We start from the raw sequence: 26,197 nt of genomic DNA, 5'->3' as shown, positions 1-26,197 counted from the left end.
ACAGCAGGATGATGATCGGAATCGGAACGCCTACAAGCCACAGAATGATGGAACGCATATGCAGCCCCTCGTTGGATCGATGATGCTGCGGCAACGCTGTTCGAAGGGGTAATGTTCCTGTCCGCGGGCTGTCAGACCTATCTGAAAGCCTCCGCGGCTGGATGCCATCGCGGGCGATAGCCGTGTTCCAGCGCCGCGAGCGTGGCGGGAGGCGTGAGCACGGTCACGGTGCCCGTCGGGCGTCTCCGTTGCTCGACATAGCCACCGGGCGACCAGAGCAGGGCGGAGGTGCCACGCAGCGCCAGGAATGCTGTTCCGTCATCTGATCGCAGCATCGCGCCATCCGGCAGCTGTTCAGCGGCCAGCCGGTGCGTGCGTTTCAGCCGGCCGTCACGGCGGTCGGCATCGAGGATGCGGTCGATCTCGGGAAAGAGTGGTGTCTCGGGAAGCCTAAGGCCCCGCACCAGCGCATCGCGATAGGCGAGCGCGTCCTGGCGCCGGCATTCCATGCAAGGGCGGTGACCGGCGGCGAGCGCGGTCACCTCGTCGCAGAAGAACAGCTCGGTATAGCCGCGGTCCCAGACCTTGCGTTTGCGGCCCTTGAACGAGAGGACGCAGCAGAGCCACTGGCGCGTCGCCTGCATTCGGGTGGGGACCTCTTGCGCCGAAGGGTCATGAAAGCGGCCGCCGCGATTGCCGTAGAAGGTGCCACGCGCCGGATCGGCGAAGAGCGTGCCATCGGGTCTGACGCGATTGGGAAGGGGCATGGGATGGTTCGCCGAGCTTGATCGTGGTCAGCATCCGGGTCCCGCGCGACAGGCGATGGCAGCAGCGTCCGGCCCTGCGACGTCGCAGCGTGTTGGCGCATGGGAGGACCTGAGGCAAGCTGGCTTCGTCCAGAGCGGGGGCGGCGATGGAAGACGCGCGTCATGCGAATGCGATTCAGGTGCCGCAGCCGGCGCCGTCGCGGCTGGTCGCCCATCCCGATCGCGGCCTGATCCTGGGCGAGGTGCATGCGCGGCCTTTCGCACCGATGGCGACGCCGAGCCGCGTCCTGCATTTCGCCTTCCTGACCGATGCCGCGCAGGCCGCGGCGGATCGCGCGGCGCTGGCGCGCTTCTGTGCCGAGCGCGGCGTCGCCGGCCCATCGGAGGACGCGAAGCATCATCGCGCTCGGCTCAACGACACTGGCCTGCGCTGGGAACAGCATAGCGAGTTCACCACCTATAGCTGGGAGCTGCCGGCGAATGGCGGCCAACCCTTCGAGCCGCCGCCCACGATGCTGCCGCAGCCGATGCTCGAATTGCCGCAACCGGGGCCGCATCTCGTCTCGGTCGATCTGCACTTGGTCGTCGAGCGGCCGACCGAGGCTTTCGACCGGCTCTTCGATGCCTCTAGCCTCGCCGTGGTCGATGGCGGCGCGGCCATGGCGGCGACGGATTTCCGGGCCTGTGCAGACGGTTTCGTGCGCATCCTGGTGCGGGATCGCTCGCTGACGCCGGCGCAGGCGGGGGCGCTCGCGCAACGCCTGCTGGAGATCGAGACCTATCGGACGCTGGCCCTGCTCGGCCTGCCGGAAGCCCATCGCATCGCGCCTTTCGTCAAGTCGACCGAGGAAGCGCTGGTGCGCATCGCCAACACGATGACGCAGACCGACGGGCTCGCCGCCGACAACGCCCTGCTCGACGAAATGACGGCGCTTGCGGCCCGGCTCCAGGCGGAGGCGACCGTCGCCGGCTACCGTTTCGGCGCCAGCCGCGCCTATAGCGATATCGTGCAGCAGAGGCTTGCGGCGATCGGTGAGGAGCCGCATGAGGGCTGGCCGACGATCTCCGCCTTCCTGTCGCGGCGGATGGCGCCGGCGATGCGGACCTGCCAGATGCTGGTCGGGCGCCTGGCCGATCTCTCGCGCAATCTGGGCCGCGCCTCGAACCTGCTGCGCACCCGCGTCGACGTGGCGCTGGAGCAGCAGAACCGCGACCTGCTCGCTGCGATGAACGAGCGGACGCGGCTGCAATTGCGATTGCAGCATACGGTCGAGGGGCTCTCGGTCGCAGCCATCGCCTATTACGTCGTCAGCCTGTTCGGCTATCTCGCCAAGGGCGCGAAGGAGGCCGGCTGGCCGATGCCGGATACGGGCGTCGCGATGGCGCTGTTCGTGCCGGTGGCGCTGCTGGGAGTCTGGTTGGCTGTCAGGCGCATCCGGCGCGGACACCATGAGAGCTGAGCAATACCTGAAGAAGCGCCGGCGATTTTCTGCGATCCCGTCAGCAGAGCCTTAACGCTAGAAGCAAGTCGGCGCCGGCCCCTAAGGCATTTGAAGTATTTTTGGCTGCATCCCGGTGGCGACGAAGCCAAGCGGAGCCGGCAAGCGCCACCATGAACACCTATCTGCCCCTGATCCTGTTCACGGTGCTGACCAACGCCGCCGCGCAATTGATGCTGAAGCGCGGCATGACCGGTGTCGGTTCGCTTGATGTCGCCGGCGACGGGCTGATCGCCACGGTCTTCCGCGTCGTCTTCAACCCCTTCGTCTTCGCGGGCCTGTGCACCTTCGTGATCAGCATGGCCTCGCACCTGATCGTGCTCTCCAAGGTGCAGATCAGCTACGCCTACCCGTTCCTGAGCCTCGCCTATGTCGTGGTCGCGGCTTACGCCTATTTCGTCTTCCACGAGGATCTGAGCGCGATGCGTATCGCTGGCATCGGCTTCATCGTGCTGGGCACCATCTTCATTGCACAAAGCTGAGGGAGATCATGGACCTGATCGTACGCCTGTTCCTGCGCCTCGGCGCCCTGTTCGAGCCGCCGGTGGCGCCGCAGCCGGTGCCCGTGCCGGTGCGCAACCGCCATCCCCGCCTGCCTGTCGACCGGAGGTGATACGATGAAGCACATCATCATCGGCGGCGACGGCTTCGTCGGCTCGCATCTGGCGGCGGATCTCTCCGCCATGGGCGAGGAGGTGCTGGTTGCCGACATCCACCAGAGCAGCCACGCGCATTACGCCAAGGTGCCGTTCCTGACGGTCGACGTGACCAAGGCCGAGAGCGTGGACGCAATCCCGCTGACGCCGGAAGACCTCGTCTACAATCTCTCCGCCAAGATGCTGTCGCCGATCGTGACGCGGGCCGAGCGGCACGAATTCTTCTGGCCGGTGAACTATCACGGCACGCAGAACATCCTGTCGTGGATGGAGAAGAACGGCGCCAACCGGCTCGTCCATTTCACCACCGACATGATCTACGGCCATTCGGTGACGGTGCCGCAGGACGAGACGCACCCGGCCCATCCGCTCGGCGAGTACGGGGAGAGCAAGCTCGCGACCGAGCGCCTCGCCGACGAATACCGGGCCAAGGGCTTCCGCATCCCGATCTTCCGACCGCGCCTGATCATCGGGCCGGGCCGGCTCGGCATCCTCGTCAAGCTGTTCAAGCTGATCGACATGAACCTGCCGGTGCCGATGATCGGCTCGGGCAAGAACCCCTACCAGTTCATCTCGGTCTTCGACTGCGCCAGCGCCTGCGTCGCGGCCTGGAAGGCGGGCTTCCCGAACGAGGCCTATAATCTCGGCTCCGACGATCCGCCGCCGGTGCGCAAGCTGCTCGGCGACCTGATCAAGCATGCAGGTTCCAAGTCGATCCTGCTGCCGACGCCGGCCTCGCTGGTGAAGCTGACGCTCGATACGCTGGACGCGATCAACCTGCCGATCATGGATCCCGAGCAGTACAAGATCGCCGACGAGATCTGCATCCTCGACACCTCCAAGGCCAAGCGCGAGCTCGGCTGGGCGCCGCAATACCGCGACGAGGACATGCTGCTCGCCGCCTATACCGAGTATCGCAAGGCCAAGGATGGCCCGAAACAGGCTGAGAGGAGCCTCGCCGCATGAGCATGCCCGCCTTCAAGAACGAGGACGTCGCCTTGACCAATGCCCGGCCGCAGCTCATCAGCGTGGAAGCTGCCAAGCAGCTCGATGCCGCGCAGGTAAAGGAGCTCTTCGCAGCCCATATCAATCCCGGCCAGCTTCACTTCCTGAAGCTGCTCGGCTTCGACAAGATCCTCGTCGATCGTGCCGAGGGGATGCACTACATCACCAAGGATGGCCGCAAGATCCTCGATTTCTTCGGCGGCTTCTGCTCGGTCGCCTTCGGTCACAACCATCCGCGCATCGTCGCGGCCCGGCAGAGGTTCCAGGACGAGAACCGCCATGAAATCTGCATGGCCTTCATGTCGCAATATGCCTCCGCGCTGGCCAAGAACCTCGCCACCATCGCGCCGGGCGATCTCGACATGGTCTTCCTCGGCTCGACCGGCTCGGAGGCGATGGAGGCGGCGCTGAAGGTCGCCGAGCAGGCGCAGGGCCCGGACAAGTCCAAAATCCTGCACGCCGCGAACTCGTTCCACGGCAAGACCAAGGGCGTGCTCTCGGTCACGGATTCGACGCTCTACCAGTCGCAGTTCAAGCTGGTCGAGAACCGGGTCAAGGTGCCGTTCGGCGACATCAACGCGGTCCGGCAGGCGCTGGAGAGCGATCCCTCGATCGGCATCGTCGTGATGGAGACGATCCAGGGCGGTGGTGGCATCGTCGAGGCGCCCGAGGGCTTCTGGCGCGAACTGCGTGCGCTCTGCGACAAGCATGGCGTGCTCTGGGTTGCCGACGAGGTGCAGTGCGGGCTCGGCCGCACCGGCCAGTTCTTCGCCTTCGAGCGCGACGGCGTGGTGCCTGACGTCACCGCGCTGGCCAAGGCGCTCGGCGGTTCGAAGGCGGCGATGGGGGCGATGATCGCCCGTCGCGAGATCTACATGAAAGCCTATGGCAAGCCGAAGAGCGCGCTGATCCATGCGCAGGCGACCTTCGGCGGCATGGGCGAGGCCTGCGTCTCGTCGATCGAGGCCCTCAACGTCCTCTATGACGAGGACCTGATGGGCAATGCGCAGCGCCAGGGTGACTACCTGATCGAGAAGCTGAACGGCCTGCGCGCCAAGTATCCGACCCTGCTCAAGGAAATCCGCGGGCGCGGCCTGATGATCGGCGTCGAGTTCCAGGACATCAGCGAGACCATGCCCTTCGGACTGAAGCACATGGTCGCGCTGCTCGACGACAAGCTGAAGGGCTCGCTCTGCGGCTTCGTCGGCGCGCTCCTGCTGAAGGAACACGACGTGCTCGTCGCCTTCACCGAGTACAACCGCAACGTCATCCGGCTGGAGCCGCCATTGATCGTCACGCGCGAGCAGTGCGACCAGTTCCTCGCGGCCTTCGAAGCTGTGCTGTCGGGCGGCGTCACCGGCATCGTCACCGGCTACCTGCGCAAGGTCGCGGTCGGCAAGGGCTAGGTGATGCGGGCGCTGGTTGCAGCGGCTTCAAGCTCCACGCTTGTCATTCCGGGGCGCGTCGCAGGCGCGAACCCGGAAACCACGACGGGGTGAGACATTCAAGACGCGTTGCGAGCGGCTCACCCAGTCGTGGGTTCCGGGTTCTTCGCTAGGCGAAGCCCCGGAATGACAAAGGTGGTTCTGGCCGGGAACGATCCGCAGTTGGCGATCCGAGTGACCGCCAACAAAAAAGAGGCCGGCGTAAGCCGGCCTTTTGAGTCAGGGGTCTCGAAACAGGAGTCTTCCAGAAAAGCTCAGTAGTAGCCGCACACCCGGCGGTAGCCGATGACGTTGCCCCAGCGGTCGAAGCGTTCGACCATATCGCAGGAGCGGACGGGGGCGGCGTAGTAGCCGTAGCCATAAGCGGGGCGGGTGGCGCCGGCGATGATGGCGCCCGCGGCGAGTGCGCCGACCACGCCCGCTCCGACACCCCAGCCCCGGTGGCCGTAGCCATAACCCCAGCGCGGGCGCGCCTCGGCGCCGGAAGCCGCGAAGGTGGTGGCCAGGGTGAGGGCCGCGAGGGTCGCGGTCACGGTCTTGCGGAACGTCGTCATGCTCGTCTCCCAATCTCTGCGAGAGCGAAGGTTTCGCTCTTCATGCTCATTGGTCGCAGGCCGCAGCAAACGGGTTCAAAGGTGACGTGAGAATTTTTCGGGGTGGTTGGAGCCGCTCCAGAACACGGTGCGATCAGCCCGCGGCCCGCCCATAGAAGCGCAGCAATTCCAGCCCCTCCGGGCTCGTCCAATCCGCTTCGCCGACGAGATAGCCGACGCTGCGCGCCTCGCGGTCGAGCAGATAGGTCATCGGCATGCCATAGAGCGGGAAGGGCGTGGGCTTCGCCGATTTCGGGCCCGAGGCCACTATCCCCTCGGCATCGATGAAAGTCTTGAGGTCGGCAAGGCCGAGCCTGTCGAGATAGGCCTTCACGGTCGCCACGGATCTGTCGAGCGAGACCGGGACGACGACGAAGGGCTCGCGGGCCGTCTTTGTCTGGAGCCGCCGCAGGATCGGCAATTCGCGCCGGCAGGGCGGGCACCAGCTTGCCCAGAAATTCAGGAGGACCGCCTTGCCGCGATAGGCGGAAAGCGGCCGGGTCTTGCCGGCGAGATCGGTGAGGACGAGGGAGCCGGCCTCTTCCGGGGGATCGATCTGGACGAATTGCGAGCTTGGCCCCGAGAAGCGCGGCGGCTGCCGGGCCTCAGCCGGGATGGCGCCCAGCGACGAGAACAAGGTGATGGCGAGGGCCTGGCGACGTGTCGGCGAAAGGAATGCGTGCCGGTCCGGTGCCGGCTGATCGTTCAGAGGGGTGGTCATGAGGCGCTGCTAGCAGCCGGCCATCTGCCGGGAAACCGTTGTCGCGCGTACCTCACCGGGCTGTGATGTCGCAGGCCGATCCTACCGCGTCGTGACCCGCCGCCAGAAATCGGAGGAAAAGCCCGGGTCGATATGAGCTGCGAAGTCGCGCCAGCGCGGAAAGGAGGCCGCGAAGGTCGCTGATGACATGCGAGCATCCTTGTAGGGATTGACCCGTCCGCCAGCGGCAATGGCGAGGCTGTCGAGCCGGGCGAGCAATCGTTCGGTTCGCTCGCCGCGATTGGGGAAGTCCAGCGTCAGCGTCGCGCCCGGCATGGGGAAGGACATCAGGCCGGGCGAGGGCTTGTCGCCGAAGAGCTTCAGCACCGTCAGGAAGGAGGCTTCGCCCGCGGCGAGCGTCTGCCTGAGCATCTCGGCCACGGTCTCGGGCGCACCGTCGCGCGGGACGGCACACTGGAACTGCCGCAGGCCCTTCGGGCCATAGGCGCGGTTCCAGTCGTAGATGCGGTCGAGCGGATAGAAGAACGGCCTATAGGGGACGCGGCGCTCGCTGCCGCCCTGCGGCTGGCTGTTGCGGTAGAGCCAGTTGAAGGCTCCGAGTGTCACGCGGTTGATCAGCGGGAAGGGTGGCTTCAGCGGGAACGGCAGCGAGCGTGCCATCCGCGGCGGCGGCTCGTCGGATGCGGGGGCATGATTGGCCCGGAAGAAGACGCCACGGCCGAAATGACGGCCGCTGGCGAGCGAGTCGATCCAGGCGACGGTGTAGTCATGCGTGGCGTCGGAGGCGGCGGCGATCTCGAAGAAGCGTGCCAGATTGTCGAAGGGCAGGACCTCCTGCGCCATTTCGGCCGATGCGATCGGCATGAGCTGCAGCGTCACCTGCGTCACGAGCCCGGTCAGGCCGAAGCCGCCGATTGTCGCGGCGAAGAGCTCGGCATTGAGATCGGGGGCGCAGATCAGGTGCTGACCGTCCGAGCGTGCCAGTTCGAAGGCGCGAACATGACAGCCGAAGGTGCCGGCGCCGTGGTGGTTCTTGCCGTGAACGTCGTTGGCGAGCGCGCCGCCGACGGTGACGAAGGCGGTGCCGGGCGTGACCGGCGGAAACCAGCCGGCCGGCACGGCGATCTCGAGCAGGCGATCGAGCATGAGGCCGGCGCCGCAGGTGATGAGGCCTGTCTCGCGATCGAAGGCGAGGATGTCGTCGAGACTGCGTGCATCGATCAGCGTGCCGCCGTCGTTCAGGCAGGAATCGCCATAGGAGCGGCCGTTGCCATAGGCGAGGAGCGGGCGGCGCGGGCGGTGAGGCGCGTCGAGCCAGTCGCGGGCGTCGAGGATTGTGCTGCCGCGGGCCGCAAGTCCGCCCCAGGATCGGTAATCGGTCAAGGGCGCGGTCACGGCAGGAAGGTCGCGGCGACCATGATCAGGACCACGAGCAGCCCCATGAACTGGCTGCGCCAGTCACGGATCATGAAGACCAGCGGATCGTCCGGCATCTGGCCGCGGCGGGCCAGGAACCAGATCCGTGCCATCTGGTAGAGGATGATCGGGCAGATCAGCCAGATCAGCTTGGGCTGGCTGTAGAGCTGCTTCACGTTGGCGCTGTCGACATAGAGCGCCATGATGAGCGCGCAGGTGCAGCCCGAGGCCATGCCGAGCTGCGACAGCGCCTCGATATCCTCGGCCTGATAGCCGCGCCCCGCCTTCTTCAGCCCGGACTGATCCTGAGTCAGGCGCAGTTCGGCATAGCGCTTCACCAGAGCCAAACTGAGGAAGAGGAACATCGCGAAGGCCAGCAGCCAGGACGATATCGCGATGGCGGCGGCGGCATTGCCGGCGAGGATGCGCAGCGTGTGCATGGCGGCGAGGCCGAGCACATCGACCAGAAGCTTGCGCTTGAGGAAGAGCAGATAGGCCAGCGCCAGGAAGAGATACGCCAGCAGCGCGAGGAGGAAGTTCTTCGGCTGCGGGACGAGCATGACCATGGAAAAGGCGGCAATGAGCAGGATGGGGACGGCGGCATAGGCCTGTGCCGCCGTGATCTCGCCGGCCGCGAGCGGGCGCTTGCGCTTGGTCGGGTGGCGCCGATCCGCCTCGACATCCTTGATGTCGTTCAGGAGATAGACCGCGGAGGCGATCAGGCTGAAGGCGACGAAGGCGATCAGGCCCAGCCAAAGCGCGTGCGGATCGAAGGCGTCGTGGTTGAGCAGGATGGGGACGAAGACGAGGCCGTTCTTGAGCCAATGGTGCGGCCGCATCGCTCTGATCATCGCGGTCACAGACATGGTTCGACCCGTCTCCCTAAGACATGGGTCGGCTTCCGCGATGCGGAACCCGGCCACCGGCTCGACCGGCGCGGGCGTTATCGGCTGGAAAATCCTAAGCGAGGGTGCATGTGGCGTCGAAACGGGCAGTGATTTCAACGCCATGCTTAACATCGGGCTTCCGCATTCCGCGAAAGCCCGAGGTGGCCGGCGCCGCGATCAGGCGCCGGCCGAGGCTGTCAGACCTTGGCGGCGCTGGCGGCGGCGTCGATATTGGCGACCAGTTCGGCATCGAGGCCGAGCGAGCCGGCGAGGCCAGCGAGAAAGTCCTTCTCGGCGGCGTTGTCCGGATTGATGGCGATGCGCGCCGCCGTATAGATCTGCGCGGCGAGCTCGGGGCTTTCGGCCGCCTCGACCAATGTGTCGATCGAGGCCGGCTTCGCCATCTCCTGTGCCAGCCAGGCATGCGCCTCCTGTTCGAGGCCGGCTTCCTTCAGGCCACCGAGGATCGCGCTGCGCTCTTCCGCATCGATATGGCCGTCGGCGGCGGCCGCCGCGATCATGGCGCGGATGAAGACGAGGGCCGTGGCCTCGGTCGCGGCCTGCGGCTCGAAGCCGGTGCCGGCCGGCGCCGGCAGTACTTCCTGCTGGGCTGCGTTGAGCAGCGGCTTGCCGGCCTGATAGTTCTGGTAGGCCTTGTAGGCGAGGCCGCCGATCAGGGCGAGGCCGCCGAGCTTGGCTGCGGAGCCGGCGACCGAGCGGCCCGTGCTGGTGCCGAAGACGAGCGCGCCGAGACCGCCGAGCACGGCGGTGGCCAGCGCCGGGTTGCTGGTGAACATGCCCTTGGCCTGCTCGATGAGCTGGTCCGGCGTCCGGCCGCCGGTGACCCGGCCGAGTGCTTCGCCGGCGCCCTGTTGCACGCCGGTCTGGCGCGCCGCGTCGCCAAGGCCCTGCGTCGCCTGGGTCAGGATCTGTCCGGCCAGGCCGCCGATCCCGCCCGAGCGCTGGACCTGATCGGCCAGTCCGCCGAGCATGCCGCCGAGGCCGCCCTGCTGCCCTGCCTGCGTGCCGGCCTGGCTGCCGGCATTGATCAGGGCATCGAGCAGGGATTTGGCATTGAACATCTAGGTTTCTCCTGTTGGCGGTCGTGATGCCGCGCAGTCGGGATCGATCAGCGGCATGAAAACGGTGCGACCAAGGCGTCAGTTTGCACAGCTTGGCGCTCAAGTCATCGGCAGCGGCAGCACTCCCGGTTCCTTCAGCGTTTCCAGCGCGATCTCGGAGCGCACGCGGGCCACGCTTTCATGTGGCATCAGGATTTCGTTGACCAGTCGGGCGAGCGCCTTGAGGTCGCCTACGGCGACCTTCAGCAGGTAATCAGCCTCGCCCGTGAGGGCATGGGCCTCGAGGATCGCTGGCGTCAATCGCACGAGATCGCGGAAGCGGCGGGCATTGTCGCGCGAATGCGTGTCGAGCGCGACATGAATGAAGACGATGACGCCGAGGCCGACGGCGGAAGGCTCCAATGCCGCGCGATAGCCACGGATGACCCCCTCCTGCTCCAGCCGCTGGCGCCGGCGCGAGACCTGGCTCGCCGAAAGCCCGACCGTCTCGGCCAGGGATGCGTTGGTCAGGGAGGCGTCGTTCTGGAGCGCGTCGAGGAGACGCCAGTCGAGTGCGTCGAGCGTGGCCATATGATGCGCCTGCAACATCCATGATGCACGGATCATGCATCGAATTCTCGAAAGGAGGCAAGTTTGCACGAAACTCGCCTGCCATTTGCGCGATGATCGATCATCCCGACAAGAGCAGACAGGAGGAATGCCCATGGGTCCGTTTCCGCACGATGCCGCCCCGCCTGCGATCTCGGCCGCCAACCCGATGGGCACGGATGGTTTCGAGTTCGTCGAATACGCCCATCCCGAACCGGAGAAGCTCGGCGCTCTCTTCGAGACGATGGGCTTCACCAAGGTTGCCCGCCACCGCTCGAAGCAAGTGACGCTCTACCGGCAGGGCGACGTCAATTTCGTCGTCAACGCGGAACCCGATTCCTTCGCCCAGGCCTTCGCCGCCGCACATGGCCCCTGCGCCTGCGCGATGGCCTTCCGCGTCGTCGATGCGAAGCATGCCTTCGAGCGGGCCGTGTCGCTCGGCGCCGAGCCCTATGAAAGCGCGATCGGACCGGGCGAGCTCGCGATCCCCGCGGTGCGCGGCATCGGCGGTTCGCTGCTCTATTTTGTCGACCGCTACGGCGAGAAGGGCTCGATCTGGGATGTCGATTTCGAGTGGATCGGCGAGCGCGACCCGCATCCGGAGCAGGCCGGCCTGTATTATCTCGACCACCTCACCCATAATGTCATGCGCGGGCGCATGGACCATTGGGCCGACTGGTACGGCAACCTGTTCAATTTCCGCGAGATCCGCTTCTTCAACATCGAGGGCAAGCTGACCGGCCTGATCTCGCGTGCGCTGACCTCGCCCTGCGGCAAGATCCGCATACCCATCAACGAGTCGCTCGACGACAAGAGCCAGATCGAGGAGTACCTGCGCCAGTACAAGGGCGAGGGCATCCAGCACGTCGCGATGGGCTCGCGCGACATCTATGCCAGCGTCGAGGCCCTGCGCGGCAACGGTCTGCCGTTCATGCCCTCGCCGCCCGCGACCTATTACGAGAAGGTCGATGCCCGCGTGCCGAACCATGGCGAGCCGGTCGAGCGGCTCAAGGCCAACGGCATCCTGATCGACGGCGAGGGCGCGGTCGCGCTCGGCGAGAAACAGGGCCGGATGAGCAAGGTGCTGCTGCAGATCTTCTCGGCCACGGTGGTCGGACCGATCTTCTTCGAGTTCATCCAGCGCAAGGGCGATGATGGCTTCGGCGAGGGCAATTTCCGCGCGCTCTTCGAATCGATCGAGGAAGACCAGATTCGCAGGGGCGTCCTGAGCCCGGCGGCTGCTGCCGAATAGAGCTCCACGCTGCACGGCCGGCCAGCCCGGCCATGCACGCTACGGCGCGAGCTTGCGCATCAGAAGCGGGGCGCCAACCGCGGGGTCCTTGCGCCACTGGCCGTTCTCGAAGACGAGGTCGGTGCCGTGGCCTCGGCGCGCGACGAGCGTCAGGCGGCCGTCGGCATAACGCCAGCCGACGGGGTCGAAGATGGTCAGGCCGGTATCCGGGCAGAGCCCTTCGAAAGCGGCTGGCTGGCGGCCACCGGCAGAGGCAGGCGACAGGACGAGGCGGCAGGCCTCGCGGTTCTGCTGGCGCATTACGACATAACGGCCGGGCAACGAAGAAGCTGCTGGCGCGGTCGCGGGGTCGACTTGCGTGATGCGTTGGGCCGCCGTCCCGGCGGAGCTCTGCGCAACCTGCGGTGAGACGCGCGGATGGGCTCCCGACGACAGCTTGTAGGGCTTGCCGTCACTGCCCTTGCCGTTGAGGCCGGCCTCGGGCGATCCGCCCTGGAAGGCGATGACCTCCTTGCCGCCTGCATCCATGAACTGCGGCTGCCCTGCGCCGTTCAGCGTCCAGGATGCGGCGGTATCGAGGATCGGCAAGGCGCGGCGGCAGGTGGCCGGGAAGCGCAACTGACGCCGGTTGCCTGTGGCTTCCGCGCCGAGCGTGACGGTGCAGCTTCGCGAGGCATCGGCCGTTGCAAGCTCCCAGGCGCCGAGCCAGTGGCGGATTGCTTCGGGTGCCTTGTCGGCGCCGCGCGGCAACGGCGCCGTCTGGGCGGCCGCCGGCAGGGCGCCGGCGGCGAGGATCAACAGTGGCAGAAGCCGGTGGATCAGGCCTTTTTCCATGGAGTCTCCGACACGGGCGTCAGCGGGCCCTTGCCATCGAACCATGAAACCAGGTTGTCGACCAGAAGCTGGCCCATCGCCTCGCGGGTATGAACCGAGGCAGAGCCGACATGGGGCAGCAGCACGGCATGCTCGATCGCGATCAGCTCTGCCGGCACGCGCGGCTCGTCCTCGAAGACGTCGAGGCCGGCGGAGAGGATGGTCCTGTCCTTGAGTGCCTTGATCAGCGCCTGCTCGTCGACGACGGTGCCGCGGCCGACATTGACCAGGATGCCGTTGGGACCCAGCGCCTTCAGCACCTCGGCATTGATGATGTGATGGGTCGAGGCGCCGCCCGGCGCGACCGAGATCAGCGTGTCGACATCGGCGGCCATGTCGACCAGCGAGGGATAGTAGGGATAGGACACGTCGGGCTGGCGCGAGCGGCCGTGATAGACGACCGGCAGGCCGAAGGCCTCGACGCGTTGCGCCACCGCCTTGCCGATGCGGCCGAGGCCGACGATGCCGACCTTGCGACCGCGCAGCGAGGTGGTGAGCGGGTAATTGCCCTTGAGCCATTGACCCTCCCGTAGATAGCGGTCGACCTGCGGCAGCTGGCGGACGGTGGCGATCAGCAGGCCGAGCGCGAGGTCGGCGACCTCGTCGGTCAGGACGTCGGGCGTGTTGGTGACGACGAGGCCGCGTTTGCCGGCTTCAGCCGCGTCGACATGGTCGTAGCCGACGCCGAAGCTGGAGATGACCTCGAGCTTCGGCAGAGCGTCGAACAGCGCGCCATCGACGCGGTTGTGCCCGCCGCCGGCGGCGACGCCGCGCACGCGGCCGGAGACCTCGCGCAGCAGGGCGGCGCGATCGGCCGCCTTCCACAATTCATGGACGGTGAAGCGGGCCTTGAGCTGGTCGGCCGCATAGGCCATCAGCGGGCCGGTCTGGACGATTTCGGGCTTGGTCGAGGCTGTCATTGTCGGGCTGTCCGTCTGTGGTGGCGAAGGTCGTTGATTCGGGTGGTCTGAATCGATTAAAATGGAATGGCGCGGCCTGCCGGAACGGCATAGCCCGGTCGTCGCATGAGCGCTATCCGATCACGTCCCGCCGATGAGCGAGGCGCTCATTTAGTATGCTTTATTCTGGCGATTTTCCCCGTCTCCGTGGCGACATGCGTGCCGAGCGAAGCCAGCGTCGTGTTCAGGCTGTCGATGACCAGGCCGGCCATGCGCGCCGAGGCGAGGTCGCCGTCGCGATCGATGATGGCGAGCAGCACGTGCTCGTGATCGGGCAGGGATTCGACATAGGCGGCCTCGTCGCCGGTCTTGAGCAATAAGGACCATTGCAGCGTCGCGATGACGGCGCTGGAGAGGCATTGCAGCGCGGCGTTCTGGCAGGCGGAGAAGATCGCTTCGTGGAAGGCGAGGTCGGCCCGGATCGTGTTCTCGGCGTAAGGCGCGCCGTCGGCCATGCCGCGATAGGCCGCCTCGATACGGGCGATATCGGTCGAGGTCCGGCGCTGCGCCGCAAGGCGCGCCGCGCTGGGCTCGACGAAGCGGCGCAACTCGAAGAGATCGCGGATGAATTTCTCGTTGGGATCGGCCTCGAAATGCCAGGACAGGACGTCGGGGTCGAGCAGGTTCCAGCGCTCGCGCGGCGCGGCCCGCGTGCCGCTCTTCGGGCGCGCCTCGACCAGTCCTTTCGCCGTCAGGATCTTGACGGCCTCGCGATAGGCCGTGCGCGAGACCGAGATTTCCGAGCGCAGGTCATCCTCGTTCGGCAGGACCTCGCCTGCCCGGACGCGGCCGGTGATGACCGCGACGGCGAGCTTCTGGGCGACCTGGCCGAAAAGCCGGTCCGGATTGAGCGTCGTCGGTCGCGAGAAATCGCGTACCCGCATCGCTGATGCCCCTCCCTCAGGCACTTCCGGCCAGCCTGAAATTACGGCATCCCGGAGGTTGTGGCGGTGCTTGACAGGCCCGCTTCTATCGTATGACTTTATCGCAGATTGGAACGGAGACAATCGCCGGGATCGGGCGATATCCGCTTTCATCATTCGGTCACAAGAAACCGATTGTGGTCGTGAGCCGCCTGCATGACGGGCGGAGCGACCAGGGAACGGAAAGCAGGGAAGGACGGCATGGCCTCAGTCCAGATCGCCGATGTGCGCAAGGCCTACGGGTCGACGCAGGTCATCCACGGCGTCGATATCGACATCAACGACGGCGAGTTCGTCATCCTGGTCGGTCCGTCCGGCTGCGGGAAATCGACATTGCTGCGCATGATCGCGGGGCTCGAGAACATCTCGGGCGGCGAGATCAAGATCGGCCCGCGCGTGGTGAACGACGTTCCGCCCAAGGAACGCGACATCGCCATGGTGTTCCAGAACTATGCGCTCTATCCGCATATGACGGTCGCCGACAACATGGCCTTCTCGATGAAGCTCAGGAAGGCGCCGAAGAGCGAGATCGACGAGCGCGTCAACAAGGCGGCCCAGATCCTGGGCCTGACCAAGCTGCTCGACCGCTATCCGCGCCAGCTCTCGGGTGGCCAGCGTCAGCGCGTCGCCATGGGCCGCGCCATCGTGCGCGATCCGCAGGTCTTCCTGTTCGACGAGCCGCTCTCCAATCTCGACGCCAAGCTGCGCGTGCAGATGCGCACCGAGATCAAGGAGCTGCACCAGCGCCTGAAGACCACGACGGTCTATGTCACGCACGACCAGATCGAGGCCATGACCATGGCCGACAAGATCGTCGTGATGCATGACGGCATCGTCGAGCAGATGGGCGCGCCGCTCGATCTCTACGACAACCCGGCCAATCTCTTCGTCGCCGCCTTCATCGGCTCGCCCTCGATGAACCTGCTCAAGGGCAAGATCGTCGGCAACGGCTTCGAGACCGAAGGTGGCACGGTCTGGCCCATCGGCAAGCACCCGATCGGCTCCGACGGGCAAGCTGCGGTGCTGGGTATCCGCCCTGAGCACTTCCGGCTCGATCCCAATGGCCTGAAGGCCGAGGTCGCGGTCGTCGAGCCGATGGGTTCGGAGACGCAGGTCGTCGTCCGCTGCGGCGGGCAGGATCTGACCTGCATCTTCCGCGAGCGCATCTTGGCCAAGCCCGGCGAAACGATCGGCATCACGCCGGATACCAGCGTCACGCATCTGTTCGACGCGGCGACAGGCAAGCGTATCTAGAACGAGCATCGGCCGGGTTGCGATGCGACCCGGCCGAGCGAGGCGCGTTCTCGATGCTGAATTCAGAGCCGGCCTTCCCGATCGGCCTTCTTCACGCCTGATCGGACCCGGCTCCAAGGAATTCGCCGCTCCCGCCAGGCGGAGCGACGGATGATCGCTGTCAACGCCCATAAATCATGCAGGACGGTGGTCCCATGCAGGCCGCCGCCGCACCAACGGAGGAGACGGTTTCCATGAGCATTTCCAGAAGAGACGTTCTGATCGGCGGCGCCGGGCTCGCGGCGGGCGCCACGCTGCCGTTCGCGCCGTCCATCGCGCAGGCCAAGATCGAGCCGGGCGCGACGCTGCGCGTGCTGCGCCCGACCAAGTTCGTCGATCCCGACCAGGCGATCTTCAACGAGAACACCGAGGCCTTCACCAAGGCGACCGGCGTGCCGGTGCGCGTCGACTATGCCGGCTGGGAAGACCTGCGTCCGCAGACGGCGGTCACCGCCAATACCGGCGCCGGGCCGGATATCGTCGTCGGCTGGGCCGATGATCCGCATATCTTCTCGGACAAACTGATCGACCTCACCGAGATCGCCGAGGAACTCGGCAAGAAGAATGGTGGCTGGTACCCGATCGCCGAGAAATACGGCAAGAAGGACAAGACCAACCAGTGGGTCTCGATCCCGATGGGCGCCTCCGGCGCGCCGGCGGTCTATCGTGAATCCTGGGTCAAGGAAGCGGGTTTCGACACCTTCCCGAAGGATCTCGACGGCTTCCTCAACCTCTGCCGCAAGCTCAAGGCGAACGGCCACCCCGCCGGCTTCGCGCTCGGCAACGCGGTCGGCGACGGCAACGCCTTCTGCAACTGGCTCGTCTGGACCCATGGCGGCTACATGGTCGACGAGAACAACAAGGTCGCGATCAACTCGAAGGAGACGATCGCGGCGCTGAAATACGCGAAGGCGCTCTACGAGACCTTCATTCCCGGCACGCTCTCATGGCTCGACATCAGCAACAACAAGGCGCTGTCCGCCGGTGAAATCGGCCTGACCCAGAACGGCGTCTCGCTCTACTTCTCGATCAAGAACTCGAAGGACGAGAAGACCGCGGCGATCGGCAAGGACCTGAACCATGCCACGATGCCGGTCGGCCCGCTCGGGCGTCCGTCGGAGCCGGCGCTGATCATCAACGCCATGGCGTTCAAGCACACCAAGTTCCCGAACGCGGCGAAGGAATATCTCCGCTTCATGATGGAGAAGGAGCAGTACGACAAGTGGCTGACCGGCTGCTTCGGCTACTGGACCCAGCCGCTGAAGGGCTATGCCGAGAGCAAGGTCTGGTCGGGCGATCCCAAGATCCTCGTCTACCGCGACACCTGGGAGCGCGCGCTCTGGAGCGGCTACAAGGGCTCGATCAACGAGGCGGCCGGCACGGTCAACGCCGAATATGTCGTCGTCCAGATGGTCGCTTCGGTCTGCGCCGGTCAGGCGACGCCGGAAGAGGCCGCGGCCGAGGCCGAACGCCGCGCCAAGCGCTATTACCGGACCTGATGCGCTGATCCGGATACATGCGGCCGCCGGTTCGTCCGGCGGCCGACGATAGCCTGCTCGAACGCGAGGGCGCCATGGCCATTGCTGCCGCCGAATCGCGAACCGTCCACAGCCTGCAACACAACTGGCTGGTGCGTCTGTTCGACTACAAGCCGTTCCTGATCTTCCTGTGCCTGCTGCCGGCAGCTGGCTTCCTGCTGGTCTTCCTCAGCTATCCCCTGGGGTTGGGCATCTGGCTCGCCTTCACCGATACGCGCATCGGCCGCGTCGGGCATTTCATCGGCTTCGAGAATTTCGTGTCGCTCTGGCACGACCGGGTGTTCATCACCTCGGTCTGGAACACGCTGCTCTATACGGGCGTGGCGACCTTCGGGAAATTCGCGCTCGGCCTCTGGCTGGCGCTGCTGCTCAACAACCATCTGCCGTTCAAGTCGCTGCTCAGGGCGATCATCCTGATCCCCTGGATCGTGCCGACCGTGCTCTCGGCGATCGCCTTCTGGTGGATCTACGATCCGCAGTTCTCGATCATCTCCTATGTGCTCGTCGACATACTCGGCTGGCGCGACACCTATATAGACTTCCTCGGCCAGCCCTGGCCGGCGCGGTTCTCGCTGATGGCGGCCAATATCTGGCGCGGCATCCCCTTCGTGGCGATCAGCCTGCTGGCCGGCCTGCAGACGATCTCGCCCTCGCTCTACGAGGCGGCGATGCTGGACGGCGCCAATTCCTGGCAGCGCTTCCGGCATGTCACGCTGCCGATGCTGATGCCGATCCTGGCGGTGGTGCTGACCTTCTCGGTGCTGTTCACCTTCACCGATTTCCAGCTGGTCTACGCGATCACCCGCGGCGGGCCGGTCAACGCCACGCATCTGATGGCGACGCTCGCCTTCCAGCGCGGCATTCCCGGCGGCCAGCTCGGCGAGGGTGCGGCGATCGCGGTTGCGATGATCCCGTTCCTCGTGATGGCGACGCTGTTCAGCTATTACGGCCTGTCCCGGCGCAAGTGGCAGCAGGGGGAAGACAATGACTGACCAGACCCTCGGAGCGCGCCCGCATCTGACGGACAAGGAGCGCGAAGGCGTCATCGACTGGTCGTCCGGCCCGCGGCGCTTCATCACGCTCTACCTGCCGCTGTCGGTCTTCGTGCTCGTGCTGCTGTTCCCATTCTACTGGATGGCGATCACGGCGATCAAACCGAACGGGGAACTGCTCGACTACAAGAACAACAACCCGTTCTGGGTGAAGTCGCCGACGCTGGAGAACATCCACAAGCTGCTGTTCCAGACCGACTATCCGCAATGGCTGTGGACCACGATGATGGTCGCGGCCGTGGCGACGGCGCTCTCGCTGTTCTCCAGCGTGCTCGCCGCCTATGCGATCCAGCGCCTGCGCTTCAAGGGCTCGCAATATGTCGGTCTGGCGATCTATCTCGCCTATCTCGTGCCGCCCTCGATCCTGTTCATTCCGCTGGCGACGTTGATCTTCCAGTTCGGGCTGTTCGACTCGCCGCTGGCGTTGATCCTGACCTATCCGACCTTCCTGATCCCGTTCTGCACCTGGCTCCTGATCGGCTACTTCAAGTCGATCCCCTACGAGCTCGAGGAATGCGCGATGATCGACGGGGCGACACGGCTGCAGACGCTGTGGCGGATCACGCTGCCGCTCGCCATGCCCGGCCTGATTTCTGCCGGCATCTTCGCCTTCACCCTGTCCTGGAACGAGTTCATCTATGCGCTCGCCTTCATCCAGTCGGCGGAGAAGAAGACGGTTCCGGTCGCGGTCTTGACCCAGCTCGTCGAGGGCGACGTCTATCACTGGGGCTCGCTGATGGCCGGCGCTCTGCTCGGCTCGATCCCGGTTGCGATCCTCTATTCCTTCTTCGTCGACTACTACGTCGCGTCCATGACGGGTGCGGTGAAGGAGTAACCGGCGCCAATGCCGGATTTCCTGCGGGCATGGCGCGAGCTGTGCCCGCTTTCGTTCCGAGAGTGTCTGCCTCATGTCCGTTCAACCGATCTCCAGCATCGCCTTCGTCGGGCTCGGCGCCATGGGCGCGCCGATGGCCGAGAACCTCGTCAGGAAGCAGTTCCGCGTGACAGGCTTCGACATGCGGGAGGCGGCGCGTGAGGCGCTCGTCGCGGCCGGGGGCCATGCGGCCGCGAGCGCGAAGGAAGCTGCTGATGGTGCCGAGGCGCTGGTGCTGATGGTCGTCAATGCCGCGCAGGCGCGCGCAGTGCTGTTCGAGGCCGGAGCGCTGGAGGCGCTGGCGCCGGGGGCCAACGTGATCCTGATGGCGACCTGCCCGCCGGGCGAGGCGGAGGCGATCGCGGCGGAGGTCATGAAGACCGGCCGGCACTTTATCGACGCCCCCGTTTCAGGCGGGGTGAACGGCGCGCGCAACGCGACGCTGACCATCATGGTCGGCGCGCCCCAGGACAGCTTCACGCGGGCGAAGCCGGTGCTCGATGCGCTTGGCGACAAGGTCTTCCATGTCGGCGAGAAGGCAGGGCAGGGCGCGACGGTGAAGACCGTCAACCAGCTGCTCTGCGGCGTGCATATAGCGGTCGCGGCCGAGGCCCTGTCGCTGGCCGAGAAGGCGGGCATCGACGGGCGCCTGCTCTTCGAGATCATGGGTGGTTCGGCCGCCTCGTCCTGGATGCTCTGGGATCGCGGGCCGCGCATGCATGAGCCCGATCCGGTGGTGGCGAGCGCCGTCGATATCTTCGTCAAGGATCTCGGCATCGTGCTCGATGCCGGGCGTGCGGCGAAGACGGCCCTGCCGCTGGCGGCGGCGGCGCACCAGATGTTCCTGTCGGCCTCCGGTCTTGGCCATGGCGGGCGCGACGATTCGCAGGTGGTCCGGGCCTATCGGGCGCTCAACGCCAAGCCGGCGAACGATGCCTGAAGGGCGTTGGTTCCATGGCGGATGTCCTCAGCCCTCATCCTGAGGAGCGCTTCGGAGAAGCGCGTCTCGAAGGATGTTCCAGGAGGTTCCTGAGCATGCTGGAACATCCTTCGAGACGGCCCTGCGGGCCTCCTCAGGATGAGGGCTTGAGAGATGCGCCCCTAGCGCGGCGGCGGGCAGGTCGTTCCGCGGACGTGGAGGGCCGGCGTCAGCAGCAGGCGCTGAGTCGGGGCGGTGGGATCGGCGATGCGGTTGAGCAGGAACTCGGCCGATTTGGCGCCCATGTCGTTCTGGAAATTATAGACCGTGGTGAGCGCGGGGAACCACTGCGCCGCCTCCTTCACGTCGTCGCAGCCGACGATCGAGAAGTCGCTGCCGGCTTCCAGCCCGCGATGGCGCAGGCCGAGCATCGCGCCGAAGGCGGCGAGATCGTTCATGCAGACGGCAGCGGTCGGCGGGGTCTCGGCGTCGAGGACCTGCTGAATGCCTTTCAGTCCGTTCTCGCGGGTGCCGTAGTCGAAATGGACCAGCTGCGGATCGAAGGGCAGGCCGTGGCGGGTGAGCGCTTCGCGATAGCCGGCATAGCGGTTGCGGCCGGTCGAGATGTTCTCGTTGGCGCAGAGGAAGGCGATGCGGCGGTGGCCGAGCCCGATCAGGTGCTCCATCGCCTGATTGGTGCCGTGGCGATCGTCGGAGCCGACGAAATCGAGATCGAGCTCCGGGATTTCACGCGAGAGCTGGACGATCGGGATGCCGGCCTCGACGAGCGGCAGGAGGTTCTCGGCCGTGCTGGCGCCGGCGGGGCAGAGGACCATGCCGTCCGGCCGGTATTCGGCGAGCGTGCTGAGCACGCGCTGCTGCCGGTCCAGATTCTCGGAATAGGTGCCGAGCAGGATCGAGCGGTCATGGCGGGCCGCGGTTTCCTCTATCGCCGCCAGCAACTCGGCGAAATACGGATTGATGATTTCGTGGAAGCCGACGCCGATGATGTTGGTGCGGTCGGTGCGCAGCGAGGCGGCGCTGCGGTTGTAGCTGTAGCCCATCTCGCGGGCGATCTCGCGCACGCGGCTGCGCGTCGCTTCCGCCACGAGCGGCGAGCCGCGCAGCGCCAGCGACACCGTCGCGGTCGAGACCGAAAGGCGCTCGGCGATAACCTGCAGCGTGACGCGGCTGCGGCCGGCAGGGGGCGGGGTCTTGGGCTGTCGGGGCCCGGGCGGGTCGCTGGCGGTCATGACTCGTCCACAGTGAGCGCGGGCCTCGCGGCCGGCTTCCGGTCGGGCCATTTCGCCGACTTCCGGCTCCATCTCAACCATATCAGCGGGAGAATTTGAAGATGAGCGCACAGAAAGAGTCGATCGGCTTCATCGGCGTCGGCCTGATGGGGCAGGGCATGGCCCGCAATCTCGTCGACAAGGGCTTTCCCCTCACCGTGATGGGGCACCGCAACCGCAAGCCGGTGGAGGAGTTGGTCGCGGCCGGCGCGGTGGAGGCGAAGACGGCGAAGGAGCTCGCTTCGCGCTCCCAAATCATCTTCCTGTGCGTGACCGGTTCGCCCCAGGTCGAGGCCGTGCTGAGAGGCGACAACGGCATCATTGCCGGGGCAAAGCCGGGCACCGTGGTCGTCGATTGCTCGACCTCGGACCCGACGGTGACGGTGAAGCTCGCGGCCGAGCTCGAGGCAAAGGGGCTGCATCTGGCGGACGCACCGCTCGGCGGCACACCGGCACAGGCCGCGCTCGGCCAGCTTTCGGCGATGGTCGGAGCCTCGCCGGAGGTCTTCGCGCGGATCAAGCCGGCCTGCGAGGCCTGGGCGCAGAAGATCGTGCATCTCGGACCGGTCGGCGACGGCCACAAGATGAAGCTGATCAACAATTTCCTGTCGCTCGGCTACGCCGCGATCTATGCGGAGGCGCTGACGCTCGGCCAGAAGATCGGCATCACGCCCCAGACCTTCGACAGCGTGCTGCGGGGCAGCCGGATGGATTGCGGCTTCTACCAGACCTTCATGAAATACGTGCTGGAGCGCGACCGGGACGCCCACAAGTTCACGCTGACCAATGCGCTGAAGGACGTGCGCTATCTGGAGAGCGTGGCCAATGAGGCCGGCGTCGCCAATCCGATCGGCAACGCCGTGAAGAACAGCTACGCCGCCGCCGTCGCCAGCGGCAAGGGCGAGGATTACGTGCCGATGCTGTCGGACTGGATCGCGGGCTTGAACGGCACCTCGCTCGCCGGCAAGGGCTGACGAGATCGGTTCAGGGTTGAGCCAGCAACTGGGAAAGACCTGCCGAAAGCCCGGTGCTAGCCACCGGCGCCGGCAGGGCGAGGTCGCCTTCCTGCGGCTTGGGTCGAGGCTGGGCCAGCTCGGCCAGCAGCATCCGGATGCCGGCTTCGGCCGAGCAGATCACGGGCACGTCGACATGCGGCTGGACGCGGGGCGCGAGTCCTGCGAGGCCGGCGCCGCCGAGGATGACCGCGCCTGCACCGTCGCGCTTGGCGACGCGGCGGCAGGCCTCGGCGAGCATGGCGATCGAACCGTCGGGATCGCGGGCGATGTCGGCGCCGGTCGGCGCGACGGTCTCGACGGCGGCGAGGCGATTGCCCAGCCCGATCGAGCCGACGAATTCATGCAGCATCGGCCCCCAGCGTTCGCCGCCCGTGACGATGGCAAAGCGCTCAGCCTTCTCCGCGGCATAACGGCTGCTGGCCTCCGCCATGCCGATCACCGGGATGCGAGCCATCTCCTTGAGGGCCAGCAGCCCGGGATCGCCGAAGCAGGCGAGATAGACGCCGTCGCAGTCCCTGCCATGCTCGGCGAAGGCTTCGAGCGCGGCATGGGCGGCAATGACCCCGGCGCTGCGACTGGCGATGTACTGCGCACCGAAGCGGCCGGTGATCGGCACGAGTTCGGCCTGTGCCGGCAGATAGGGCTGGACCACGCGCGCGACCAGCGCCGTCATCTCCGGCATGGTGTTGGGGTTGAGCAGGAGAATGCGCAAGCGAGGCCTCACAATCCGTGATTCAGCCGCTGGCCGTTGCCGATCGAGCGATTGCGCAATGGCCAGGCAGCGGCGGTCAGGAGTGAACGATGTCTCATCGGTTTGAAATCAACAGCAGATATGCCGTTCGGCCTGCAAGCGGAGGAATGGAGAAACAGTGCTTCCATTCCGGCATGGCCGGTCGTCGTTGGCACTGCCGGCGTTCTCGCATTCCGCAGCGCCTACAGCAAGGGCGTGATCGCGCTGCCGCTCAGCGCGGCCGGCTCGGCGCCTGCTTCGTGATCGCGCAGGGCGTCCGGCTGAAGCGAATCGGTGGCTTCGTCGTGACGAGCCGCCCTTCCTCGGGATGCTCGACCGTCTCGAAGAAGCCTGTCGCCTTCAGGTGCGGGTCGTCCAGCAGGTCGTCGAGCGTATTGATCGCGGAGCAAGGGACATCGATCCGGTCGAGGATCGCCAGCCATTCGGCGGACGGGCGATGCAGCAGGCACTCCGCCAGCCGCTCATAGAGTGTGTCGATCATCGCGGCGCGGGCTGCGCCGTCACTGAGCGCCGGTTCCGTGGCCCAGTCCTCGCGACCGGCCGCCTCGAACAGGGCGTGCCAATGCGCAGCGGTATAGGGCATCGCTGCGATGAAGCCGTCCGCCGTGCGATAGGGCCGGCGATGCTGCGACAGGACGCGCGAATAACCGCTTGGACCGAGTGCAGGTTCGAAGCTGCGGCCGCCGAGATGCTCGACGGCGAGGAAGGAGACCATGGCCTCGAACATGGGAACCTCGATCGCCTGGCCTTCCCCCGAGACCGCCCGGTGATAGAGCGCGGCATTGATCGCGCCGACGGCGAAGAGGGCGGTCGTCTTGTCGGCGACGATGGTGGGCGCATAGGCCGGAGCATCGCCGCTGCGCTCAGCCAGCGCGGCCCAGCCCGAGGCGGCCTGGATGACGTCGTCATAGGCCGGGCGGTCGCGATAGGGCCCGTCCTGCCCAAAGCCGACAATGGCGCAGTAGATCAGCCGCGGATGCCGGGCGAGCAGCGTCTCCGGATCGAGCCCGTTCCGGCGCGCCGCCTCCATCCGCATGTTGTGGATGAAGATATCGGCATCGGCGACGAGTTCGCGCAGGCGAGCGAGATCCCCGGCCGATTTCATGTCCAGTGCGATGCTGCGCTTGTTGCGGTTGCAGTTGAGGAAAGCCGCGCCCATGCCCGGCGAGCGCGCAGGACCCGGTGCCCGCATGATGTCGCCGCCCGGGGGCTCGATCTTGAGGACATCGGCGCCCATGTCGCCGAGCGTCTGCGTCGCATAGGGGCCGGCGATGACCGTGGTCAGGTCGACGATCTTGATCCCGTCCAGTGGTCCCGGCATGGCGCGTGCGAATCTCCGTTCGGAGCGCAGTGAAGCTGCCAACCGCGAGGGGCGCAACGCCGCTCACCGTTGGACGCCCCCGCCCTGCGCGCGATGGGCGGTACGGGGCCGCCAAATGCGCTTTTTGCGCTGTCGACAAGTTGGATGTTGCGTGCATATCATGCTGACGTCTGGGGCCGGGTGCTTCCCGGCAGGCATGTTCGGAGGCGGTGATGACGATGCTGCATTTCAAGAACTTCGCTTTGCTCGAACCCGGTTTCGGTGAGCTCCGGCAGGGCTACGAGCTCGTCGTCGAAGGCGACAAAATCCGCGAACTCTCCGATAAGCCGCTGAAGCTCGCCAAGGCTGATGTGGTCGATTGCGGCGGCCGCACGCTGATGCCGGGCCTGATCGACAGCCATGTCCATGTCTTCCTGTCCGAGGTCTATATCCGGACGATGGAGAGCATGCCGCTGACGCTGATGACGGCGCGCGCCGTCCGCTTGATGAAGGGCATGCTCGACCGCGGCTTCACCAGCGTGCGCGATACCGGCGGCGCCGACTGGGGCATCAAGGAAGCGGTCGAGAAGGGCGATGTCGCGGGTCCCCGCCTGTTCATCGCCGGCGCCGCCATCGGCCCGACCGGTGGCCATAGCGACCCGCGCCGGCGCACCGATTTCGGCGCGCGCTGCCATTGCTGCAACGCCATGGCCTATACGATGAACGTCTCCGACGGCGTCTCCTCGGTGCGCAAATCGGTGCGCGAGCAGATGCGGCTCGGTGCCGACCATATCAAGATCATGATGTCCGGCGGCGTCGCCAGTCCCTATGACCCGCTGGATTCGATGCAGTTCAGCGTCGACGAGGTGAAGGCCGCCGTCGAGGAGGCGAAGGCCTTCGGCCGCTATGTCTGCGCCCACGCCTATACGCCGGAGGCGATCACGCGGGCGGCTCAATGCGGCGTGCGCGCGATCGAGCACGGCAACCTGATCGACGAGGCCTCGGCCAAGCTGATGGCGGAGAACAACATGTTCCTCACCGCCAATCTCGTCGCCTATTACGCGATGAAGGAGCGGGCGGCCGAGTTCGGCATGACCGGCGACATGCTAGCCAAGAACGATCTCGTCATCGATGGCGGCCTGCGCTCCCTCGAAATCTGCAAGCGCGCCGGCGTGCCGGTCGCCTATGGCTCGGACCTGCTCGGCCAGTTGCAGAGCGAGCAGTCGCGTGAGTTCCTGCTGCGCCGCGAGGTGCTCTCGCCCTTGGAGATCATTCGCTCGGCGACCACGGTCGGTGCCCAGATCCTGCGCATGGAAGGCAAGCTCGGCACGGTTCAGACCGGCGCCTTCGCCGATCTGATCCTCGTCGATGGCGACCCGCTGAAGGACCTCGCGCTGTTCCAGGAGCAGGGCAAGCACCTGGCGGCGATCATGAAGGGCGGCGCCTTCCACAAGAACACGCTGCACTGAGTCCTGCCGAAGCGCCAGCCGGCGCAT

27 protein-coding genes are annotated in these 26,197 nt (G+C 66.2%); 14 read left to right on the top strand and 13 right to left on the bottom strand.

The window, feature by feature from the left end; translation table 11 throughout:
• Nucleotides 1-137: 137 nt before the first annotated feature.
• Complete coding sequence (locus ACODTJ_RS08825; RefSeq protein WP_454655501.1) at nucleotides 138-767, bottom strand: hypothetical protein; 630 nt, start codon at nucleotides 765-767, stop codon at nucleotides 138-140.
• A gap of 146 nt (nucleotides 768-913) precedes the next feature.
• Between ACODTJ_RS08825 and ACODTJ_RS08820 the strand changes: the two genes are divergently transcribed.
• The 5 genes from ACODTJ_RS08820 (at nucleotide 914) to ACODTJ_RS08800 (ending at nucleotide 5,333) form a co-directional block, all read left to right on the top strand.
• Nucleotides 914-2,227, top strand: a complete 1,314-nt coding sequence (locus tag ACODTJ_RS08820) for a DUF3422 family protein (protein WP_488848204.1) — start codon at nucleotides 914-916, stop codon at nucleotides 2,225-2,227.
• A 152-nt stretch (nucleotides 2,228-2,379) separates the two neighbouring features.
• Nucleotides 2,380-2,748 carry a DMT family transporter gene (locus ACODTJ_RS08815; RefSeq protein WP_377841245.1) on the top strand — a complete coding sequence of 123 codons (369 nt, stop codon included), beginning with the start codon at nucleotides 2,380-2,382 and terminating at the stop codon, nucleotides 2,746-2,748.
• An 8-nt stretch (nucleotides 2,749-2,756) separates the two neighbouring features.
• Nucleotides 2,757-2,879, top strand: coding sequence for a hypothetical protein (locus ACODTJ_RS08810; RefSeq protein ID WP_257732638.1), 123 nt, complete (start codon nucleotides 2,757-2,759; stop codon nucleotides 2,877-2,879).
• 4 nt (nucleotides 2,880-2,883) lie between these two features.
• Complete coding sequence (locus ACODTJ_RS08805; RefSeq protein ID WP_454655503.1) at nucleotides 2,884-3,888, top strand: NAD-dependent epimerase/dehydratase family protein; 1,005 nt, start codon at nucleotides 2,884-2,886, stop codon at nucleotides 3,886-3,888.
• Entirely contained in the window at nucleotides 3,885-5,333 is a 1,449-nt protein-coding gene (locus ACODTJ_RS08800; RefSeq protein WP_454655504.1) for an aspartate aminotransferase family protein, read from the top strand. The genes ACODTJ_RS08805 and ACODTJ_RS08800 overlap by 4 nt, the downstream gene beginning before the upstream one ends.
• 293 nt (nucleotides 5,334-5,626) lie before the next feature.
• Here the strand turns inward: ACODTJ_RS08800 and ACODTJ_RS08795 are convergent, their stop codons facing one another.
• From ACODTJ_RS08795 to ACODTJ_RS08770, 6 genes are all read right to left on the bottom strand, one after another.
• Nucleotides 5,627-5,926, bottom strand: a complete 300-nt coding sequence (locus tag ACODTJ_RS08795) for a hypothetical protein (RefSeq protein ID WP_454655505.1) — start codon at nucleotides 5,924-5,926, stop codon at nucleotides 5,627-5,629.
• Nucleotides 5,927-6,059: 133 nt separating this feature from the next.
• Nucleotides 6,060-6,686, bottom strand: a complete 627-nt coding sequence (locus ACODTJ_RS08790) for a TlpA disulfide reductase family protein (RefSeq protein ID WP_454655506.1) — start codon at nucleotides 6,684-6,686, stop codon at nucleotides 6,060-6,062.
• An 81-nt stretch (nucleotides 6,687-6,767) separates the two neighbouring features.
• Nucleotides 6,768-8,081, bottom strand: a complete 1,314-nt coding sequence (locus ACODTJ_RS08785; RefSeq protein WP_488848200.1) for an FAD-binding oxidoreductase — start codon at nucleotides 8,079-8,081, stop codon at nucleotides 6,768-6,770.
• The gene (locus ACODTJ_RS08780; RefSeq protein ID WP_454655508.1) at nucleotides 8,078-8,968 is read right to left on the bottom strand and encodes a UbiA family prenyltransferase; all 891 of its coding nucleotides are present in this window, start codon (nucleotides 8,966-8,968) and stop codon (nucleotides 8,078-8,080) included. The genes ACODTJ_RS08785 and ACODTJ_RS08780 overlap by 4 nt, the downstream gene beginning before the upstream one ends.
• A 218-nt stretch (nucleotides 8,969-9,186) precedes the next feature.
• The gene (locus tag ACODTJ_RS08775) at nucleotides 9,187-10,071 is read right to left on the bottom strand and encodes a tellurite resistance TerB family protein (RefSeq protein WP_454655509.1); all 885 of its coding nucleotides are present in this window, start codon (nucleotides 10,069-10,071) and stop codon (nucleotides 9,187-9,189) included.
• A 99-nt stretch (nucleotides 10,072-10,170) separates the two neighbouring features.
• Nucleotides 10,171-10,641 (bottom strand): Lrp/AsnC family transcriptional regulator, encoded by a 471-nt coding sequence (locus ACODTJ_RS08770; protein ID WP_454655510.1) that lies wholly within the window; start codon nucleotides 10,639-10,641, stop codon nucleotides 10,171-10,173.
• A 133-nt stretch (nucleotides 10,642-10,774) separates the two neighbouring features.
• On the opposite strand from ACODTJ_RS08770, the gene hppD reads away from it, so the two are divergent.
• The gene (gene hppD, locus ACODTJ_RS08765) at nucleotides 10,775-11,911 is read left to right on the top strand and encodes a 4-hydroxyphenylpyruvate dioxygenase (protein WP_454655511.1); all 1,137 of its coding nucleotides are present in this window, start codon (nucleotides 10,775-10,777) and stop codon (nucleotides 11,909-11,911) included.
• 39 nt (nucleotides 11,912-11,950) lie between these two features.
• Here hppD and ACODTJ_RS08760 read toward each other — a convergent pair whose 3' ends face one another.
• The 3 genes from ACODTJ_RS08760 to ACODTJ_RS08750 form a co-directional block, all read right to left on the bottom strand.
• Complete coding sequence (locus ACODTJ_RS08760) at nucleotides 11,951-12,745, bottom strand: AprI/Inh family metalloprotease inhibitor (protein ID WP_454655512.1); 795 nt, start codon at nucleotides 12,743-12,745, stop codon at nucleotides 11,951-11,953.
• Complete coding sequence (locus ACODTJ_RS08755; RefSeq protein ID WP_454655513.1) at nucleotides 12,730-13,704, bottom strand: 2-hydroxyacid dehydrogenase; 975 nt, start codon at nucleotides 13,702-13,704, stop codon at nucleotides 12,730-12,732. The genes ACODTJ_RS08760 and ACODTJ_RS08755 overlap by 16 nt, the downstream gene beginning before the upstream one ends.
• Nucleotides 13,705-13,850: 146 nt before the next feature.
• The gene (locus ACODTJ_RS08750; protein ID WP_454655514.1) at nucleotides 13,851-14,627 is read right to left on the bottom strand and encodes a FadR/GntR family transcriptional regulator; all 777 of its coding nucleotides are present in this window, start codon (nucleotides 14,625-14,627) and stop codon (nucleotides 13,851-13,853) included.
• A 240-nt stretch (nucleotides 14,628-14,867) separates the two neighbouring features.
• Between ACODTJ_RS08750 and ACODTJ_RS08745 the strand changes: the two genes are divergently transcribed.
• The 5 genes from ACODTJ_RS08745 to ACODTJ_RS08725 all read left to right on the top strand — a co-directional run bounded on the left by ACODTJ_RS08745 (nucleotide 14,868) and on the right by ACODTJ_RS08725 (nucleotide 20,363).
• A complete protein-coding gene (locus tag ACODTJ_RS08745) occupies nucleotides 14,868-15,920 on the top strand; it encodes an ABC transporter ATP-binding protein (RefSeq protein ID WP_454655515.1) in 1,053 nt (350 codons plus the stop codon).
• Nucleotides 15,921-16,153: 233 nt separating this feature from the next.
• On the top strand, nucleotides 16,154-17,458 hold the full coding sequence (locus ACODTJ_RS08740; protein WP_488848196.1) for an ABC transporter substrate-binding protein: 1,305 nt from the start codon (nucleotides 16,154-16,156) through the stop codon (nucleotides 17,456-17,458).
• 74 nt (nucleotides 17,459-17,532) lie between these two features.
• On the top strand, nucleotides 17,533-18,489 hold the full coding sequence (locus ACODTJ_RS08735; RefSeq protein WP_454658945.1) for a carbohydrate ABC transporter permease: 957 nt from the start codon (nucleotides 17,533-17,535) through the stop codon (nucleotides 18,487-18,489).
• Nucleotides 18,482-19,384: a carbohydrate ABC transporter permease gene (locus tag ACODTJ_RS08730; RefSeq protein WP_454655517.1), complete on the top strand. Its 903-nt coding sequence runs from the start codon at nucleotides 18,482-18,484 to the stop codon at nucleotides 19,382-19,384. The genes ACODTJ_RS08735 and ACODTJ_RS08730 overlap by 8 nt, the downstream gene beginning before the upstream one ends.
• A gap of 73 nt (nucleotides 19,385-19,457) precedes the next feature.
• On the top strand, nucleotides 19,458-20,363 hold the full coding sequence (locus tag ACODTJ_RS08725; protein WP_488848194.1) for an NAD(P)-dependent oxidoreductase: 906 nt from the start codon (nucleotides 19,458-19,460) through the stop codon (nucleotides 20,361-20,363).
• 161 nt (nucleotides 20,364-20,524) lie between these two features.
• On the opposite strand, the gene ACODTJ_RS08720 is transcribed toward ACODTJ_RS08725, so the two are convergent.
• Entirely contained in the window at nucleotides 20,525-21,595 is a 1,071-nt protein-coding gene (locus ACODTJ_RS08720; protein WP_488848192.1) for a LacI family DNA-binding transcriptional regulator, read from the bottom strand.
• Nucleotides 21,596-21,696: 101 nt separating this feature from the next.
• On the opposite strand from ACODTJ_RS08720, the gene ACODTJ_RS08715 reads away from it, so the two are divergent.
• Complete coding sequence (locus tag ACODTJ_RS08715) at nucleotides 21,697-22,608, top strand: NAD(P)-dependent oxidoreductase (RefSeq protein WP_454655520.1); 912 nt, start codon at nucleotides 21,697-21,699, stop codon at nucleotides 22,606-22,608.
• Between the two features lie 10 nt (nucleotides 22,609-22,618).
• Here ACODTJ_RS08715 and ACODTJ_RS08710 read toward each other — a convergent pair whose 3' ends face one another.
• A complete protein-coding gene (locus tag ACODTJ_RS08710) occupies nucleotides 22,619-23,362 on the bottom strand; it encodes an aspartate/glutamate racemase family protein (RefSeq protein ID WP_454655521.1) in 744 nt (247 codons plus the stop codon).
• A gap of 36 nt (nucleotides 23,363-23,398) precedes the next feature.
• Between ACODTJ_RS08710 and ACODTJ_RS08705 the strand changes: the two genes are divergently transcribed.
• The gene (locus tag ACODTJ_RS08705; protein WP_454655522.1) at nucleotides 23,399-23,644 is read left to right on the top strand and encodes a hypothetical protein; all 246 of its coding nucleotides are present in this window, start codon (nucleotides 23,399-23,401) and stop codon (nucleotides 23,642-23,644) included.
• On the opposite strand, the gene ACODTJ_RS08700 is transcribed toward ACODTJ_RS08705, so the two are convergent.
• Nucleotides 23,613-24,722, bottom strand: a complete 1,110-nt coding sequence (locus tag ACODTJ_RS08700) for a CaiB/BaiF CoA transferase family protein (protein ID WP_454655523.1) — start codon at nucleotides 24,720-24,722, stop codon at nucleotides 23,613-23,615. The two genes, ACODTJ_RS08705 and ACODTJ_RS08700, sit on opposite strands and share 32 nt — an antisense overlap.
• Nucleotides 24,723-24,934: 212 nt before the next feature.
• Here ACODTJ_RS08700 and ACODTJ_RS08695 point away from each other — a divergent pair, with 212 nt between their 5' ends.
• Nucleotides 24,935-26,170 carry a metal-dependent hydrolase family protein gene (locus ACODTJ_RS08695; protein ID WP_454655524.1) on the top strand — a complete coding sequence of 412 codons (1,236 nt, stop codon included), beginning with the start codon at nucleotides 24,935-24,937 and terminating at the stop codon, nucleotides 26,168-26,170.
• Nucleotides 26,171-26,197 lie beyond the last annotated feature (27 nt).

It is taken from the genome of Allobosea sp. FG18, assembly GCF_057809495.1.
Note: the sequence above shows the minus strand (reverse complement) of the source record. Positions and strands in the feature narration are given on the sequence as shown.